19 protein-coding genes are annotated in these 13,744 nt (G+C 62.4%); 8 read left to right on the forward strand and 11 right to left on the reverse strand.

Going from position 1 to position 13,744, the window contains the following annotated elements:
* Positions 1-242: 242 nt before the first annotated feature.
* From ctrA to AC0IXR_RS24485, 3 genes are all read right to left on the reverse strand, one after another.
* Positions 243-944, reverse strand: a complete 702-nt coding sequence (gene ctrA, locus AC0IXR_RS24475; RefSeq protein WP_471762516.1) for a response regulator transcription factor CtrA — start codon at positions 942-944, stop codon at positions 243-245.
* Positions 945-1,022: 78 nt separating this feature from the next.
* Positions 1,023-1,151: a hypothetical protein gene (locus AC0IXR_RS24480; protein ID WP_471762517.1), complete on the reverse strand. Its 129-nt coding sequence runs from the start codon at positions 1,149-1,151 to the stop codon at positions 1,023-1,025.
* A 268-nt stretch (positions 1,152-1,419) separates the two neighbouring features.
* A complete protein-coding gene (locus AC0IXR_RS24485) occupies positions 1,420-2,250 on the reverse strand; it encodes an outer membrane protein (RefSeq protein ID WP_471762518.1) in 831 nt (276 codons plus the stop codon).
* 201 nt (positions 2,251-2,451) lie between these two features.
* Here AC0IXR_RS24485 and AC0IXR_RS24490 point away from each other — a divergent pair, with 201 nt between their 5' ends.
* Entirely contained in the window at positions 2,452-2,892 is a 441-nt protein-coding gene (locus AC0IXR_RS24490; protein WP_471762545.1) for a helix-turn-helix domain-containing protein, read from the forward strand.
* A 197-nt stretch (positions 2,893-3,089) separates the two neighbouring features.
* Here the strand turns inward: AC0IXR_RS24490 and AC0IXR_RS24495 are convergent, their stop codons facing one another.
* Both AC0IXR_RS24495 and AC0IXR_RS24500 read right to left on the reverse strand, forming a co-directional pair.
* A complete protein-coding gene (locus AC0IXR_RS24495; protein ID WP_471762520.1) occupies positions 3,090-3,245 on the reverse strand; it encodes a hypothetical protein in 156 nt (51 codons plus the stop codon).
* 282 nt (positions 3,246-3,527) lie between these two features.
* Positions 3,528-3,767, reverse strand: coding sequence for a hypothetical protein (locus AC0IXR_RS24500; RefSeq protein ID WP_471762521.1), 240 nt, complete (start codon positions 3,765-3,767; stop codon positions 3,528-3,530).
* 151 nt (positions 3,768-3,918) lie between these two features.
* On the opposite strand from AC0IXR_RS24500, the gene AC0IXR_RS24505 reads away from it, so the two are divergent.
* Positions 3,919-4,104: a hypothetical protein gene (locus AC0IXR_RS24505; protein ID WP_471762522.1), complete on the forward strand. Its 186-nt coding sequence runs from the start codon at positions 3,919-3,921 to the stop codon at positions 4,102-4,104.
* 305 nt (positions 4,105-4,409) lie between these two features.
* Here the strand turns inward: AC0IXR_RS24505 and AC0IXR_RS24510 are convergent, their stop codons facing one another.
* A complete protein-coding gene (locus AC0IXR_RS24510) occupies positions 4,410-5,030 on the reverse strand; it encodes a helix-turn-helix domain-containing protein (protein ID WP_471762523.1) in 621 nt (206 codons plus the stop codon).
* Positions 5,031-5,268: 238 nt separating this feature from the next.
* Between AC0IXR_RS24510 and AC0IXR_RS24515 the strand changes: the two genes are divergently transcribed.
* Together AC0IXR_RS24515 and AC0IXR_RS24520 are read left to right on the forward strand one after the other, a co-directional pair.
* Positions 5,269-5,505: a hypothetical protein gene (locus AC0IXR_RS24515; protein ID WP_471762525.1), complete on the forward strand. Its 237-nt coding sequence runs from the start codon at positions 5,269-5,271 to the stop codon at positions 5,503-5,505.
* A 306-nt stretch (positions 5,506-5,811) separates the two neighbouring features.
* The gene (locus AC0IXR_RS24520; RefSeq protein ID WP_056454389.1) at positions 5,812-6,012 is read left to right on the forward strand and encodes a hypothetical protein; all 201 of its coding nucleotides are present in this window, start codon (positions 5,812-5,814) and stop codon (positions 6,010-6,012) included.
* A 54-nt stretch (positions 6,013-6,066) separates the two neighbouring features.
* On the opposite strand, the gene AC0IXR_RS24525 is transcribed toward AC0IXR_RS24520, so the two are convergent.
* Both AC0IXR_RS24525 and AC0IXR_RS24530 read right to left on the reverse strand, forming a co-directional pair.
* Positions 6,067-7,074, reverse strand: a complete 1,008-nt coding sequence (locus tag AC0IXR_RS24525) for a site-specific integrase (RefSeq protein WP_471762526.1) — start codon at positions 7,072-7,074, stop codon at positions 6,067-6,069.
* Positions 7,071-7,337, reverse strand: a complete 267-nt coding sequence (locus tag AC0IXR_RS24530; RefSeq protein WP_471762527.1) for a hypothetical protein — start codon at positions 7,335-7,337, stop codon at positions 7,071-7,073. The genes AC0IXR_RS24525 and AC0IXR_RS24530 overlap by 4 nt, the downstream gene beginning before the upstream one ends.
* Positions 7,338-7,530: 193 nt before the next feature.
* Between AC0IXR_RS24530 and AC0IXR_RS24535 the strand changes: the two genes are divergently transcribed.
* From AC0IXR_RS24535 to AC0IXR_RS24545, 3 genes are all read left to right on the forward strand, one after another.
* Positions 7,531-7,899 carry a hypothetical protein gene (locus AC0IXR_RS24535; protein ID WP_471762528.1) on the forward strand — a complete coding sequence of 123 codons (369 nt, stop codon included), beginning with the start codon at positions 7,531-7,533 and terminating at the stop codon, positions 7,897-7,899.
* A 106-nt stretch (positions 7,900-8,005) separates the two neighbouring features.
* Positions 8,006-8,638: a nucleotide-binding protein gene (locus tag AC0IXR_RS24540; RefSeq protein WP_471762529.1), complete on the forward strand. Its 633-nt coding sequence runs from the start codon at positions 8,006-8,008 to the stop codon at positions 8,636-8,638.
* Positions 8,631-9,008, forward strand: coding sequence for a hypothetical protein (locus AC0IXR_RS24545; protein WP_471762530.1), 378 nt, complete (start codon positions 8,631-8,633; stop codon positions 9,006-9,008). The genes AC0IXR_RS24540 and AC0IXR_RS24545 overlap by 8 nt, the downstream gene beginning before the upstream one ends.
* Before the next feature lie 213 nt (positions 9,009-9,221).
* On the opposite strand, the gene AC0IXR_RS24550 is transcribed toward AC0IXR_RS24545, so the two are convergent.
* The gene (locus tag AC0IXR_RS24550) at positions 9,222-10,211 is read right to left on the reverse strand and encodes an SDR family oxidoreductase (protein ID WP_471762531.1); all 990 of its coding nucleotides are present in this window, start codon (positions 10,209-10,211) and stop codon (positions 9,222-9,224) included.
* A 127-nt stretch (positions 10,212-10,338) separates the two neighbouring features.
* On the opposite strand from AC0IXR_RS24550, the gene AC0IXR_RS24555 reads away from it, so the two are divergent.
* A complete protein-coding gene (locus AC0IXR_RS24555; protein WP_471762532.1) occupies positions 10,339-10,695 on the forward strand; it encodes a hypothetical protein in 357 nt (118 codons plus the stop codon).
* 488 nt (positions 10,696-11,183) lie between these two features.
* On the opposite strand, the gene AC0IXR_RS24560 is transcribed toward AC0IXR_RS24555, so the two are convergent.
* Both AC0IXR_RS24560 and AC0IXR_RS24565 read right to left on the reverse strand, forming a co-directional pair.
* Complete coding sequence (locus tag AC0IXR_RS24560; RefSeq protein WP_471762533.1) at positions 11,184-12,452, reverse strand: glycosyltransferase; 1,269 nt, start codon at positions 12,450-12,452, stop codon at positions 11,184-11,186.
* 125 nt (positions 12,453-12,577) lie between these two features.
* Positions 12,578-13,279 (reverse strand): hypothetical protein, encoded by a 702-nt coding sequence (locus tag AC0IXR_RS24565; RefSeq protein ID WP_471762534.1) that lies wholly within the window; start codon positions 13,277-13,279, stop codon positions 12,578-12,580.
* Positions 13,280-13,744 lie beyond the last annotated feature (465 nt).

Below are 13,744 nucleotides of genomic sequence, written 5' to 3' on the forward strand. Positions count from 1 at the left end.
ACCGAATGAGTGCCGCAACTACCTCGTGGCCGCAGGCTACGATGCTTTCGATCCAACCTGATCGGATGCCGCTCTAGTAGCTACCGATTAGGGAGAGCGACACCGGGAAGTCAGCACCCAAGCCACTACCGCAACGGGGCCGACTTGCGGTTGATATGATCCACCCCAACGGGGCTGGAACGCCCCTCCCTCTTACAGCTCAAAGCTTCCTTGCGCTGCTATCGAAGCGGGTGTGACATCCTCTAACCGGCCAAGGCCTGCATCTCGGCTACGCCATCGCGCAGGACGTACCCGCGGCCCCAGACGGTCTCGATGTAGTTCTTGCCGGAGGAGGCGTTGGCCAGCTTCTTACGCAGCTTGCAGATGAAGACGTCGATGATCTTCAACTCGGGCTCGTCCATGCCGCCATAGAGGTGGTTGAGGAACATCTCTTTCGTGAGGGTCGTGCCCTTCCGCAAAGCGAGGAGTTCCAGGATCTGGTACTCCTTTCCGGTGAGGTTCACCCGGTTGCCAGCAATGGCCACCATCTTCTCGTCGAGGTTCACGGTCAGGTCGCCGGTGGTGATGACCGATTGGGCATGGCCCTTCGAGCGGCGGACGATCGCGTGGATGCGGGCGACCAGCTCGTCCTTGTGGAAGGGCTTGGTGAGGTAATCGTCGGCTCCGAAGCCGAGGCCCTTCACCTTGTCCTCGATGCTGGCCATGCCGGAGAGGATCAGGATCGGCGTCTTGACCTTCGCCACGCGCAGATTGCGGAGCACCTCGTAGCCCGACATGTCGGGGAGGGTGAGGTCGAGAAGGATGATGTCGTAGTCGTAGAGCTTGCCGAGGTCGATACCTTCCTCGCCGAGATCCGTCGTGTAGGTGTTGAAGCTCTCCGACTTGAGCATCAGTTCGATGCTCGCTGCGATCGAAGCGTCGTCCTCAATCAGCAGCACGCGCATGGGAAGATCCTCAAAAGATTGAGACTTCCTAACCGGACGTCGGCAACAAACCGTTAAGGTGCGGGAGAAAGACCCGCTTCATGCAGGCACGGCTCGACTGCGCACGAGGCCGCGGACGGCTCGGAACGGAAGCGTCACAACCGTGAGGCAGGCGCCCAGCGCCAGGACCACGAAGACCGACAGGATCGCCGTCAGGATTTTGATCATAGGCGTGCTCACTCCGGCGTGCAGCGGCATAGGCCCCGCACCGCAGCCACGATCCTCCTGAAGTTCGGCGAGAGTGTGTGCGAGCCAACCCAAGCCATCGCGATGCGCGCATCCGCCCTACTGGCCAGCCACATCCACTCATCGGCATGACCAGGATTGATGCCCATACGAAAAACGCCCCAGGAGAGGCTCCTAGGGCGTCTGTTGGCCGAGCGGCCGGCTGGATCGGGCTGGGGATGCTCAGTCAGAGGATATAAGGCGAAGCGCCTTAGTAAGATCCGAACTTGTAGTTCAGGCCGGCGCGGACGACGGCGAACTCGCTCTCACGAGCGGTGACCGAACGGCTGAGCGTAAGAACGTTGGTGGCTGGGTTGAACACCGAGCGATTGCCGGCCCGGCCTTCGTTCTCGAGGTTCACGTACAGGCCTTCGACCTTCAGCGTCACAGCCGACGACTTGAAGAAGTTGAAGAACGAGTCGGTAGGCATCGCGTACTCGATACCACCACCAGCGGTGTAGCCGGTGCGGAAGTCGTCGCCACCCGTGCCACCGTCGCCGTAGGCAAAGCCGCCGGTGCCGTAGAACAGGACGCGATCGAACGCGTAACCAACGCGGCCGCGAACGGTACCGAAGAAGTTCATCTCATTGCCCGGGACGTGGACACCGACGGGGCTGTTGAGAGCGCCGGCGACAGGGCTGATGGTGCCGGTCACGGTGCGGCTCTTGTTGCCGAAGTCGGTGTACTGGGCGTCTGCCTCAAGACCGACGACGACGCCCGAACCCGGGGTGAACTGGTAGTTGTAGCCGACCTGACCACCGCCGACGAAGCCTTCGAGGTCGTTGCCGCCGTTGGTGGAGACGACCACCGGGGTGCGGGTGAAGGAGTTCAGCACCGAACCACCCGGCAGGGCGTAGCGGTCGCTGTTGCTGCCGGCGTCGAAGCCGTAACCGGCGTTGATACCGAAGTAGGCACCCGTCCAGGTGAACACCGGCACCGGCACGAAGACCGGGGGAGCGGCGCGACGGGGAAGGTCGGCGGCCGAAGCGGCGCCAGCCAGGAGAGCGGTGGCCGCAGTGGCGAGGAGAAGCTTCTTGAACATGGAAGTCGTTGGCCCGTGCGATGAATTTGAACGACACAGAGCCTCGAAAGCGTCAGCAGCGATAGTGCGATCTTGCAACACTGGGGATTTACAGCGTATCAGCCGAGTGCCGATTCCCTATGTTGCGAAGATAAATACGCATTGGCTCTCATTTGGAATGTCATCATACTTAATCATTACTTAATATAGTGGGTGGCCACTGTGACTGTAAAATCCGCGACAGACGTTGATCGTACCGTCGGCCTACGCATCGCAACGCTGCGAAAGGCGAAGGGATTGTCGCAGACTGAGCTGGGCCAGCACGTCGGCGTCACGTTTCAGCAGATCCAGAAATACGAAAAAGGAGCGAACCGCATCAGCAGCGGCCGGCTGCAGCAGATCGCTCAGTTCCTCGAAGTGCCGATGTCTACCCTGTTCGGCGATCATGAAGCCGAGGAGCACAACGATGCCTTCGGCTTCCTCCGCGAGGCCGGCGCTGTCGATCTGCTTCGTGCCTATGCCGCGATCGAGAGCGATCAACTGCGCCGCGACGTGCTGCAGCTCGTTCGTACAGTGGTGGGCTTGAGGGCGGGGCAAACCCAAGGCGCGGAAGAACCTATCCAGATTAATTTGACAGGTGATGGGCTAAACTCTCACTCCTGATCGCCCTTGGCTTTCTCCTGCCCGATCTCTCGGTCGGGCATTTCCCAACCCCGTTTCCAGGTGGCATGCTCCTCGGTGTCTGGGGGGTAAGGATTGGCGCTGCTAGGGTCGCCACGATCGCGAGCGTGACGCCCTTCCTGGCTGACCGCTGAAGGCGATCGCTGAGGAAAAGACACGGTTGACCTCCTCGTCCGCCGCTACAGATCATCGTCCTGATTGGACACTGGCTTATCAGGCTGTGCTTCGGTTTCTGCGGTTTTCGGATGCTCGTCCGGCTTTGGCGGCTTGGCTGCTGTAGATCCAGCTTCGGGCGTCGCATCGACCTGAGATGGCTTCTGCTTATCGTCTGCCATGGTTCCCCTCCTGAGCTGCGTGTGCCCGCCTGACTGTTCGGCCAGCAGGAAATAAACCAGCGTTGAGCGACGTTTGATCCCGCCCCTGAACAGCCAGCCACAAGTGGATTTACATCAAAGGATGAGCCGAATGGCGTCGTCCGGCTTGTCGAACGGCCGCATTTCCTCACCGCATGGCCTTCGCCACCCGCGACGAACCTCATGAGCTACCGGCGTGAATGCGACCCTGCTGGAACGGCAGGTTTCTGTGTCCCTGGACAGGTTGCAGATGGCGCTCGAACGTCAGCGGCTCTGCCGAACGTCGGTTTCATGAGCAAGGCTGCTGATGAAACTCAGGACATTCAGGCGGTTTTGCTCATCCTCAATCATGGCCCAAAGCCGCAATAGCTCGGCTGTCTGAGTCGGATCACCTAGTGAAGGTTCGGAGAACGCGGAAACCGGGCAATCTAGTGCTGTAGCGAGCTTGTCTAACAGGGCTGCCTTTCGGCCAGTGACGTACTCAGAAGCATCCACCTCAGGCATCGATACCTCCGATTGCGCGCAATCGAGTTACCTACTTTTCAAGTGTCAATCAAATCACGGCCTCGTGGAGAAAACGAGGGTTGATTCTCGGATAATTTTTGCAACTTAGTAACTTGAGATAGATAGATGTCGGACAGGGGGCTCGTGAAGAATGGAAGACGACGAGCGTTTCAATTCCATGGCCGAGGCTTGCTTGGCCGCGCATGAGGCTGTCATCGATGTAGGTACACCTGCGATGATTGCTCTGACCCGTGCTCTCTTGTGGCAGGTAGGTCAGGAACTCTCTCAACGAGAGGAACGGGGCAAAGAAATGCTTCGCTTAGATGATGCTAAATAGCAACACGCTAGCTCATAGGCATGATTTGTTAATGGCCACGCTTGAGACGTACCGCCAACAGACAGGTTAAGGAGCGCCCTGAAGATCCGGCCTATCATTGGGCCATGCTGGACGTGTGCGCCCTCGCTCTCCTGTTCTTCGCGATGTGCCTGTTCTTAGTGTTGGAATTCGTGGACTGATCACGGTTCAAATTGGGCTCCAGCCCTCAATCAATGCCCTATGGCTCTGCGCCGTGGTCGTAATTCTGCGGTCAGCTGGGCAGGCGTTCGTCATATCGTCCGGCCACATACCCTCACCGCATGGCGTCACGCCTCCTGCCGGTCACGCCGATTCCTGTGCGGTCTCTCTGGTCGAGGCAAACCGCCGGTCTTCGGCAGCCCTTTCTTGGCCTCCGCTGGCCGTTTTCCCCGCAGTTCTAGACCCTGAGTATTCGTGCTGGTCGAGAAATTGACCCCTATGCCGCCAGAGCGGGCGAGACGTAGCCAGGCGGTCCATTCCTTCGAGACGATCCGCACGACGTTCGAGAGGTTGCGGAAGGCAGTCTGCGGCCGTTCCTCGACGGTGATGAGGCCGAGCGTCCTGGCCTGCCGGATCGCGGTCTTCACGGTGGAGCGGGACACGCCTGCCACGGCTGCGATGTGGTCGACGTACATCCGGCAATCGCCACGGCGGGCGGTCTCGGCTGACACGATGGCGAGAACGGCGGTCTCGGCCAGCGTGAACCGGGCCGCGATGCCCGGCGGAAGTCTACCAGAGGCCGCCCAGCGGCGACGGCGCTCCATGCTGGCATCTGAGCGTGGCCGCGAGCCCACGGGCCTCCTGGGGGCTGCTGGCGGGGTCGGCAGAGCCTTCCTCGCCTCGATCAGGGCGGACAGGGCCTCGGCCTCCGTCTCGCTGATCTGACCGGCTCCGTAGGCACGCCACATAACCAATCGAGGAGACGACGAGGTTTTAGACGCTCCTCTGTTCGAGCAGCATTGGCAGTTCCGGGAGGCGATCAACGCGGCGCCCGCGCTGTCCGGCTCCGACCTACGGGTGAAGGCGCAGGCTGCGCGGCTAGCGCTCAATCTGGACGATGGGATGGACTGTAGGGGTTCCGGCTCCTTCGTCGGCCTATGCCTCTCCATCATCGACCATCTCGACCCGCAGGCGGTGGCCTGAGCCATGAGCAACGTCCACACCTTCCGCCCGAAGCGCCCCACCGTGGCGCGCTCGCCCCGCCCCTCCCCGGCGATGATCCGCGCCAAGATCGAGGCCGCAACCCTCGCGGCCATGGACGCCGCCGACCGGCTGATTGCCATCCTCGACGGCCTCGACGGCGACGAGAACGCTGAGGACGGCGCCGACGCTGAACCGTCCCTCGGCGCACCCGAACAGCACCACGGCAGCCAGGTCGTCTAGCTCCGTGGCTCCGACACCGATCGCAAAATCTCTCAGCAGGAAATCACCCGATGAAACTCCGTCTCACTCAGCGCGCCGCCGTGTCCCTCGGTCATGCCGACATTGCCCGATTCCTCAGCCAGGCCGCCGCTGGCGCTGCAACCTCCTGAAGCGGGCCGGCCACGAGGTCGGCCGGGGCAACGTCATCACCGCCGCCGTGCTCGTCGCCGTCTACGTGGTGGCGCTTTAAAAACGTGGCGGCCGACTTTGGCTTCGTGAAGCGCTGCAATGCTAAGAGGACACCGATCTATAGAAGGAAATCACCCTATGAAGAAGCTGATCGCAACCGCCGCTGCCCTCATGCTCCTGAGCGCCGCTCCTGCCCTTGCAATGGGCTGTTGTAGCGGCAGCAAGGGCAAGGCCGGAATGTGCGCCAAAGGTGGCATGGCGGGGATGAACATAAAGGGTAAGAAGGGCGGCTGTTGCTGCGAGGGAATGGCAGGTGGCGGCATGAGCCGTCGGGGCTGAACCCCGGCGTGACGCCAAGCCTTCACGGCCCAGAAGGAATTGTAACGAAACGATCTACAGCCCCGCCATCCCGGCGGGGTTCTGTTTGAATAGCTGCCCGCTGCGGATGTAGCCCGATGTGGTGTCGAAGCGCTTGTGTCTGAGCTGCTTCTGGATCGCGTAGCCGGGCGCATCGTTCGCGGCGGCTGACGTGGCGAGGCCGGCCCTCAAGGAGTGCCCGGAATAAGCTGCCGCCAGTCGAGCTGCATCCTCGGGGGTAGCGCCACCCGCCAACGCGGCGGCTTCTACCGAACGCTGGACGATCCGGGCCACAGTGCGATCCGTGACGGCGGCGGCGGCGATCTGGCCGTGCCGGTTAATGGCGCGGAAGGCGGGGCCGTCCTTCATACCTGACGCATGAAGCCACGCTCGGTAGTTTCGGACGGGGCACGTCTCGGGGTTGGCGCCGTAAGGTATCCCGATCTCGACCCCCTCCCCCTGCTGATCCGTCTTCGACCGGCCGAGGTGAACCACCAGCCCGTCGCCGGTCTCCTCCAACCATGCGCGCCCTGCCCTGGGGGTAATCTCCAGGTTCGCGAGTTCAGAGCGCCGGAGCGCCGCGGCGAACCCGACGAGAAGCAGAGCGCGGTCGCGGACGCCTGCGAGGGTGTCGGGCAACATCACCACCGCCTTGCGCAGGTCGACCGTCATCAGAGGACGCTTTTTGGCTGCGGGCTGGCCGTGGGTCCGCTTGATGCCGCGCCATGCGTCCCGGAACGCGAGGCCCGTCGTGTCGAGGACGTAGCCGGCGGCGGCATGGCTTTCTCGGATCGCGGCGAGGTGACGTTGTAACGTGGTAACTTTCAACGTGGCTGCGTGGTCAATCAGGTAGGACAAGACCACGGACGGGTGAGCCGGCAATGCCGGGGCCCCCTTCTCCGCGCACCAAAGGGTGAAGGCCCGCACGTCGCTATCATAGGCGCGGCGCGTGTTCGGGGACCGGGACGCCTCGGCATAATCACGGGCGCGATCAGCGAACGCCTGAATTTCGGTCGAGGCGACGTGGGCGACTTCTGTTCTCAAGGCTGAGTCTCATCAACAAGCGGCTCACCGGCATCAATCGCAGCGATGATCTGATCCCGTACGAGTTTCATAGCTGCCTGCACCGGGTTGGTCCGGCTGGCTTGCCCGGCCTCAGTGGGCACCAAGACGAAGAACCGCGTCCTTGCTTTCGAGCGAGCGTTCCAGAACCCGCGGGCCTCGATGCCTTCCTCTGTCGGCCGAGCTTTGACGACAAAGTCCTGCCCGGCGTGCGAGAACGAGAGGCGAGGTGATTTTGTCTTCATGCTGCGTTCTGATGTCCGGTAATGTCTTCTTATCAGACACTAGAGTACCCAGACAAGAATGTCATCAGCCACGTGGTCACGTGGTCACGTTGCTGTGCAATTTTAGGGAGCCTCTTTGAGATGCGTGGCGGCATGCGATGATGGACGAAAAATGGCTCAGGCGTGATGCGAGCCTTGCAGCAGGAAGGGTGGAATGGCGAAAGACAGCGAGCTTCCAATGGACGTCACGATCCCCGACCTGATGGGGAAGCTGGGAAGCCAAAAGCTTAGAAACCCATTCAAGTATGTCGCCGGTGTCTACGGCAGCATGCGGGATCATGGATGGCAGACGCCGGGGCTCCGTGTTCGCATCGGCCGTGAGGGTACCGGGGCCCAACCCTACTACCGCATCGAGCAGGACGGTCCCGATGGGTCGGAGAAGATCCTAGGGTTCTACCACGGCCAAGGTCACAGCCGTTTCGAGAACGCCTTTAGCATCCACAGCGGTGACACGTGGAGCAGCCAAGCGATGACCTTCAAGGAGGTGCAGCTGCTGCACGATACCTTAAAACAGCAAATCTGAGGCCCACTAGACGTTTCGAACCACGTGGTCACGCTGTCACGTGGCGACGGTAAAAGTTCCTGCGTGGTAACTGGCGAGTCATGGATGGCATGTGATACCGGCGACCATGCGCATCCTCACACTCACCACTCAGAAGGGCGGCTCGGGCAAAAGCACCCTAGCCGCATCGCTTGCCGTCGCGGCGGCGCAGGATGGCGAGGTTGTCGCGGTCCTCGATACGGATCAGCAGAAATCGCTGGCGGGATGGGCCGGGCGGCGGGGCAGCGATGACCTATCCGTCCAGGCCGTCGAGCCCAGCGGCTACAAGGCGGCGGTTGCCAAACTGAAGGCCGAGGGGAGGGTGACGCTGCTCGTCGTGGACACCCCCGGCCTATTCAGTGCCGGCGTCGCCCTGGTCCTGCAGGACGCGGATCTCTGCATCCTGCCGGTGAAACCCTCAATCCTCGATGTTGAGGCGGCGCGCCCCACAGTCGAACAGCTTCGTCTCTTAGGCCGGCGGTTCGCCTTCGTGATGAATCAGTGCAATCCGACGACCCAGGGCCGCACGCTCGATGCGGCGACGGCGCTCGTCAGCACTGGCGCTCTCGCCCCGTCGATGGTCGCAACCCGCTCGGACTTCCTCGATGCGATGACGGTGGGGCAGGGCGTCACCGAAATAGCTCCTCGCGGTAAGGCCGCTGTTGAAATCCGCCTCCTCTGGCAATGGGTGAAGGCACAGCTCGGAGCGACGAATGCCTAAGAAGCCCCGCCCCTCGATCAACGACCAGCTAGCCCAAATCGCGGCCAAGGCTCTACTACCTTCCAACGTTACCACGTTGCCACGTCACAACGCGGCCACGGCGGAACGTGATAACGTGGAACCTGACAACGTTGCGGCTCGTCGCCCCATCGCCCGTGATGAAGCGGAGGTTGGACCCGATGGTTACAAGCGCCGCGTCCGGTTCGAGAAGCCTCACGCCTCGGTCTACGCGCACCCGAAGGTGTTCAAAGCCCTGCGCGAGATCGCGGCGGCTCAGGACTGCAAGCCCCACGATCTCTATCTCGAAGGGCTCCGACTTGTGCTGAAGGCCCACGGCCGAGACTTCGATGCGTTGAACCGTGGCGAGTGACCACGTTGTCACGCGGTCATGTGACAACGTGGTCTCTGTCGTTGTGTGTCTGTTGTGCCGGGAGCGACATGCGCGAGCGCCCACCGCACCGTGTCGGCATAGCGCTCGCGTTCCTCTCGTGCCTACTATTCGGGTCGGGCGTGACGTCTAGAATAGACCTCGGCCTCGGCCTTCATCACCGCCTGGATGACGGGTCGGCATGTGGTGCTGTTTCTACCGCCGAAACCGACCCAGCCGTGGCAAAAGAGCCGACAAAGCAACTACCCCGCCTGTCGCGGCCAGCAGAAAGGCGTCCCGCTGGCGGCTGGTGAAGAACTCGGTCCGCGTCGAGACGACCCGGTCCGTCGCACGGCCATCGATTGCGGCGGGGCCTGGCACCGGCGCACCGAGATTTCCCATCCTTTCGGGGATCGGTTCGCCGAGTTGGGCGTCGCGCATTTCGCTCGCTTTCCTATCCGCGTAGCTCGGGGCCACGGCCTGGGCGAGGGTCATCATCAGCGTGCTGCGTCCAACCCAGACCTCGCGGGACGGATGCTCAATCGCGTGGACGATCGCGTTGGCGCAGAGGCGAGGATCGAAGACAGGGTCCGGGGCGACCTGCTGACGTCCCGTGTGGTTCCGTGACCAGCCAAATTGCGGGGTGTTCACCGCTGGCAGGTAGACGACGGACAGGGAGACGGCGACGCGATCGGCGATCAGCTCGGAACGCAAGGCGTCGGTGAAGCCGCTCACGGCGAATTTGGCGCCGCAATAGGCGGCCTGGAGCGGGGCCGCACGGATGGCGAGGCCAGAAGAGACCTGGATGATCGCACCCCGGCCACGCGGTTTCATGTGGCGCAATGCGGCGAGAGTACCGTGGACCTGACTGAGATAAGTCGTAGCGGTGACGCGGGCGTACTCAGCGGCGGTAATCTGGTCGGCCGGGGCCACCACGGTCGACATGGCATTGTTGACCCATGCTGCGATGGCCCCCAGATCTCGCTCAACCTGATCAGCAGCCGCATCGACTGCGGCAGCGTCCGCGACATCGGCACTGATCGTCAGCACCCTTCCGCCGTAGCGCTGCAGGAGGCTAGCGGCTCCCTTCAATCGTTCGGCGTCGCGAGCCACGATCGCAACCGACCATCCTTTGCGGGCCAGAGCTTCCGCGGTGGCCAGACCGATGCCGGCACTGCCTCCCGTGACGACTGCTACCCGCGCCATGCCCGTCTCCCCCATAATGGTGTCCACGGGGGAACGCGCCGAAGAGAACTTGCCGGATGTGCCGTAAGGTAGCAGGACGGAGCTGTGCGATAGGCGCGAAGCCTTGTGCCATCGACGAGTGAAGCCGATGACGGCCGGCGACCTAATGGGCTGGGCAGCGAGGAAGGTCGGGGACCAAGCGCCAACGATGACGATGCCGGGCGCGGCTTCGGGCCAGTTCGGCGTGTCAGGTCCGCAGGCTTCGGCTCGGCCAGCGGCTACGATGCAGATGCCGAGCGAGACCCCGGCCGCCTCTCCCTCGTTCAACGCAGCCAGCTTCCTTCAGGCCGTGATGGACGGTGGATCTCCCGCGATAGGCGCACAGCCTGCCGCACAGGCCCAACCGCAGCCGGCGCAGTTCCCCGACATGCTGGGTCCGATCGGCGGCCAGCCGCAGCCGTTCGATGCGCAGCGGTTCTGGAGCCTGCTGAAGCGGCGGTACTGATGTGTTGCCGTTTAGTTCTCGACGGGCCGTTAAGAATTGTTCTAGCTCAGTGGCGAGGGGAACTTTCTTATGAACCACTGCATCGTCGCAATCCTGGTCGCTTCGGTCGGCCTAAGTGCATGCCAGGCAACGGCTCCGGGGCCATTGCCGACTGCTGTTGTGCAAGAGGACATATCGCGGCTCAAAGCCGACCGTGATGCCAAACGTATCACCTATACCGAGTGGGCGGAGCGTACGAGAGCGGCGGCACGATCGAACGTACCCTTGAGTGCGGAGCAAGAAGCAGCGATGGAGTACCGCACCCAACTCGCTCGACGTGTCGATGCCGGCGAACTCACTGAAGCCCAGTTCGATCAGGAGACCGTCCGCACCCTGCAGCGTTTGAAAAGCGGTAGGACCAGATCCTGACAGAGGATCTGGGAAGTCGCCGATTTCGTCTTGAAGCCACCGCTGGTTATGAGGTCGAAGTTAGCTGCCAGAGATCAAACTTAGTCAGCGCGCGAGCTTGTTCTCCGTTTCGAGAACCGCTCAATAATGCCGCAACAGACCTTTATGCCGTTCTCTTGGGCAGTTCGTTCCTTCGCCTCTTTGCAAGCCTCCGCAACGGTTGGAGAATGGAGAAGCGTATTGAGGCATCGGCTGGCGCGAGAGGGTGTGAAGCGTCTGCGTGAGAGCGTCATACCTACCCCAAGACGACGAAGACGCTCTCCCTCGTCGAAATGATCGAAGGCGACTGGTACGAGGAGCTGCGGAACGCCAGCAGCTAGCCCCTCCGCGACAGTGCCAATCCCGCCATGATGGATCAGCGCGGCAGAATATGGGAGCAGTGCACTGAGAGGGGCGTAGGCCGCCCTGAACACGCTGGCCGGTAGATCGTCGGGGATCTGGCCGTTCTGAGGCGCCAGGAGAACACCGCGACGTCCCATCCGCCTACAGATGGCGACGGCCGTCTCGAAAAAACGCCCTGCCTGTCTCATCGCGGAGCCGTAGGTGAAGACCAAGGGAGGCTCACCGCCTTCTACGAACGCAGCAAGCGATGGTAACAGCGTACCGGCATCGCCGAAGGTGTCGACGCGAGGAAATCCGGTCTGGACTGTGCGATGTGGCCAGTCATCCTGTGGCGGGGCGAACCAGCTTGGGACCATGAGGATGATGCGCTGAGGCGAGTGCCACCATGTCCTCAATCGATCCACAGCAGGCAGATTGAACTCAGCCCTATATGCGTTGACCGCGGGAAGAGAGACGGGATTGAGCACGTATTTTTCGGCTCCAAGCTGGATTGAGTGCTTGAGACCATTTGGGAGCCAACGGGGAAGCGGCACTCCTGGGATGATGGGAGGTGCATGCCGGCTCCGAAAGATGAAAGGAGCGAGGTGAACCGTGATCACGTCGAGCCCAAGGCGATCCTGAGCGATACGTGCGCCTAAGCTGAGTGTTGAGGCGACCACCAGGATCGGACCCCGTTCCGCCTCCTGACCTAGGAAGGCGTCGACGACCGGCATCAGTTTCAACGCGTACTGAAGCAGCAGTGCCGCCCCTTTGCGAGGATGCCAAAGGTCCGGGTCGGCGATGGCCTCATCGTAATCAGCTTGGCTGCCAAGGGGGTGAAACGGCAGTCGCGCTTGCGTCGCTAGAGTCTCAAAATGTCCTGGTGCAGCAAGGAGGACATTGAAGGAGCGTCGGTGCATTTCAGCGGCAAGCCCTATGAACGGTAGGACATCGCCGTGGCTACCTATCGAAACGAAAATGACCTTCATCAGAGAGCCTTAGATAGCGGCAAAGCGCGGCTGCATCGTGGGCGATGCCAAGCCCAGTGAGAGAGTTGATAGGGCCGAGGCTACGTTCGTCATACCGTCCGGCTGCATGTCGTCACCGCATGGCGTCACGCCTCCTGCCGCTCGCGCCGATTCCTTTGCGGTCTCTCTGGCCGAGGCCAACCGCTGGTCCCCGGCAGCCCTTTTTGGGCCTCCGCTGGCCGCTTTTCCCGCAGTTCTAGACCCTGAGTATTCGTGCTGGTCGAGGAATTGACCCCTCCCCCTCTGGCCGGGAGGGTGCGGGCGAGACGCAGCCAGGCTGTCCATTCCTTCGAGACGATCCGCACAACGTTCGACAAGTTGCGGAAGGCGGTCTGCGGTCGCTCCTCGACGGTGATGAGGCCGAGCGTCCTGGCTTGCCGGATTGCGGTCTTCACGGTGGAGCGGGACACGCCTGCCACCGCTGCGATGTGATCGACGTACATCCGGCAATCGCCACGGCGGGCGGTCTCGGCCGACACGATGGCGAGAACGGCGGTCTCGGCCAGCGTGAACCGGGCCGCGATGCCCGGCGGAAGTCTACCAGAGGCCGCCCAGCGGCGACGGCGCTCCATGCTGGCATCTGAGCGTGGCCGCGAGCCTACAGGCCTCCTGGGGGCTGCTGGCGTGGCTGGTAGAGCCTTCCGCGCCTCGATCAGGGCGGACAGGGCCTCGGCCTCTGTCTCGCTGATCTGGCCGGCCCCGTAGGCGCGCCACATCACCGCCGCCACGTCGGGCAGCCTGGATCTCGGCGCCGCCTCTACCGAGCGCCGGATTTCGTCAGCGAACATCGTCCCCAACCCTCTCGGGCCGCGGCAGGCACAAGGCACGACTTCTCGATGCGGGAATTGGCGTTCCCGCTTGACTCCCGAGGGCGTCTTATGGCTTGTGGGGGATTGAACCGGGCCTCCACAGGCCATCTCGATTTCGCGGCCCTCCTGTTTGGCGACAGGGGGGCCGTAGTCGTTTCAGGGTCTATCTCGCGGCGGTGATTTCTCCTGATGCCGGCTCACGACTCGCTTGGACGATGTGCGGCCGGACATGGCATGTCGGCCGGGCGGGGCTGTTAAGTCAACGCTAACCCTCATCGGCGACGCCCACGGCCCGCTCGACCCGAGGGAGGCCAGCCGTTTCCGACACCCTGCTTCTGCTTACCCTGGCGACTGAGAATGCCGAGTTGCGTGCCCAGCTCGCGGAGGTCCAGGACCAGTGCGTCGAGTTGGCAGTGGATGCCGGCGAGCTTCACGCTGAAATCG

The organism is Methylobacterium sp. AC832 (genome assembly GCF_979256025.1).

Excerpts from the sequence above, each read along its gene's own strand:
- ctrA (WP_471762516.1), bottom strand. The coding sequence starts at position 944 with ATGCGCGTGCTGCTGATTGAGGACGACGCTTCGATCGCAGCGAGCATC.
- AC0IXR_RS24480 (WP_471762517.1), bottom strand. The coding sequence starts at position 1,151 with ATGATCAAAATCCTGACGGCGATCCTGTCGGTCTTCGTGGTCCTGGCG.
- AC0IXR_RS24485 (WP_471762518.1), bottom strand. The coding sequence starts at position 2,250 with ATGTTCAAGAAGCTTCTCCTCGCCACTGCGGCCACCGCTCTCCTGGCT.
- AC0IXR_RS24495 (WP_471762520.1), bottom strand. The coding sequence starts at position 3,245 with ATGGCAGACGATAAGCAGAAGCCATCTCAGGTCGATGCGACGCCCGAA.
- AC0IXR_RS24500 (WP_471762521.1), bottom strand. The coding sequence starts at position 3,767 with ATGCCTGAGGTGGATGCTTCTGAGTACGTCACTGGCCGAAAGGCAGCC.
- AC0IXR_RS24505 (WP_471762522.1), top strand. The coding sequence starts at position 3,919 with ATGGAAGACGACGAGCGTTTCAATTCCATGGCCGAGGCTTGCTTGGCC.
- AC0IXR_RS24510 (WP_471762523.1), bottom strand. The coding sequence starts at position 5,030 with ATGTGGCGTGCCTACGGAGCCGGTCAGATCAGCGAGACGGAGGCCGAG.
- AC0IXR_RS24515 (WP_471762525.1), top strand. The coding sequence starts at position 5,269 with ATGAGCAACGTCCACACCTTCCGCCCGAAGCGCCCCACCGTGGCGCGC.
- AC0IXR_RS24520 (WP_056454389.1), top strand. The coding sequence starts at position 5,812 with ATGAAGAAGCTGATCGCAACCGCCGCTGCCCTCATGCTCCTGAGCGCC.
- AC0IXR_RS24530 (WP_471762527.1), bottom strand. The coding sequence starts at position 7,337 with ATGAAGACAAAATCACCTCGCCTCTCGTTCTCGCACGCCGGGCAGGAC.
- AC0IXR_RS24535 (WP_471762528.1), top strand. The coding sequence starts at position 7,531 with ATGGCGAAAGACAGCGAGCTTCCAATGGACGTCACGATCCCCGACCTG.
- AC0IXR_RS24540 (WP_471762529.1), top strand. The coding sequence starts at position 8,006 with ATGCGCATCCTCACACTCACCACTCAGAAGGGCGGCTCGGGCAAAAGC.
- AC0IXR_RS24545 (WP_471762530.1), top strand. The coding sequence starts at position 8,631 with ATGCCTAAGAAGCCCCGCCCCTCGATCAACGACCAGCTAGCCCAAATC.
- AC0IXR_RS24550 (WP_471762531.1), bottom strand. The coding sequence starts at position 10,211 with ATGGCGCGGGTAGCAGTCGTCACGGGAGGCAGTGCCGGCATCGGTCTG.
- AC0IXR_RS24555 (WP_471762532.1), top strand. The coding sequence starts at position 10,339 with ATGACGGCCGGCGACCTAATGGGCTGGGCAGCGAGGAAGGTCGGGGAC.
- AC0IXR_RS24560 (WP_471762533.1), bottom strand. The coding sequence starts at position 12,452 with ATGAAGGTCATTTTCGTTTCGATAGGTAGCCACGGCGATGTCCTACCG.
- AC0IXR_RS24565 (WP_471762534.1), bottom strand. The coding sequence starts at position 13,279 with ATGTTCGCTGACGAAATCCGGCGCTCGGTAGAGGCGGCGCCGAGATCC.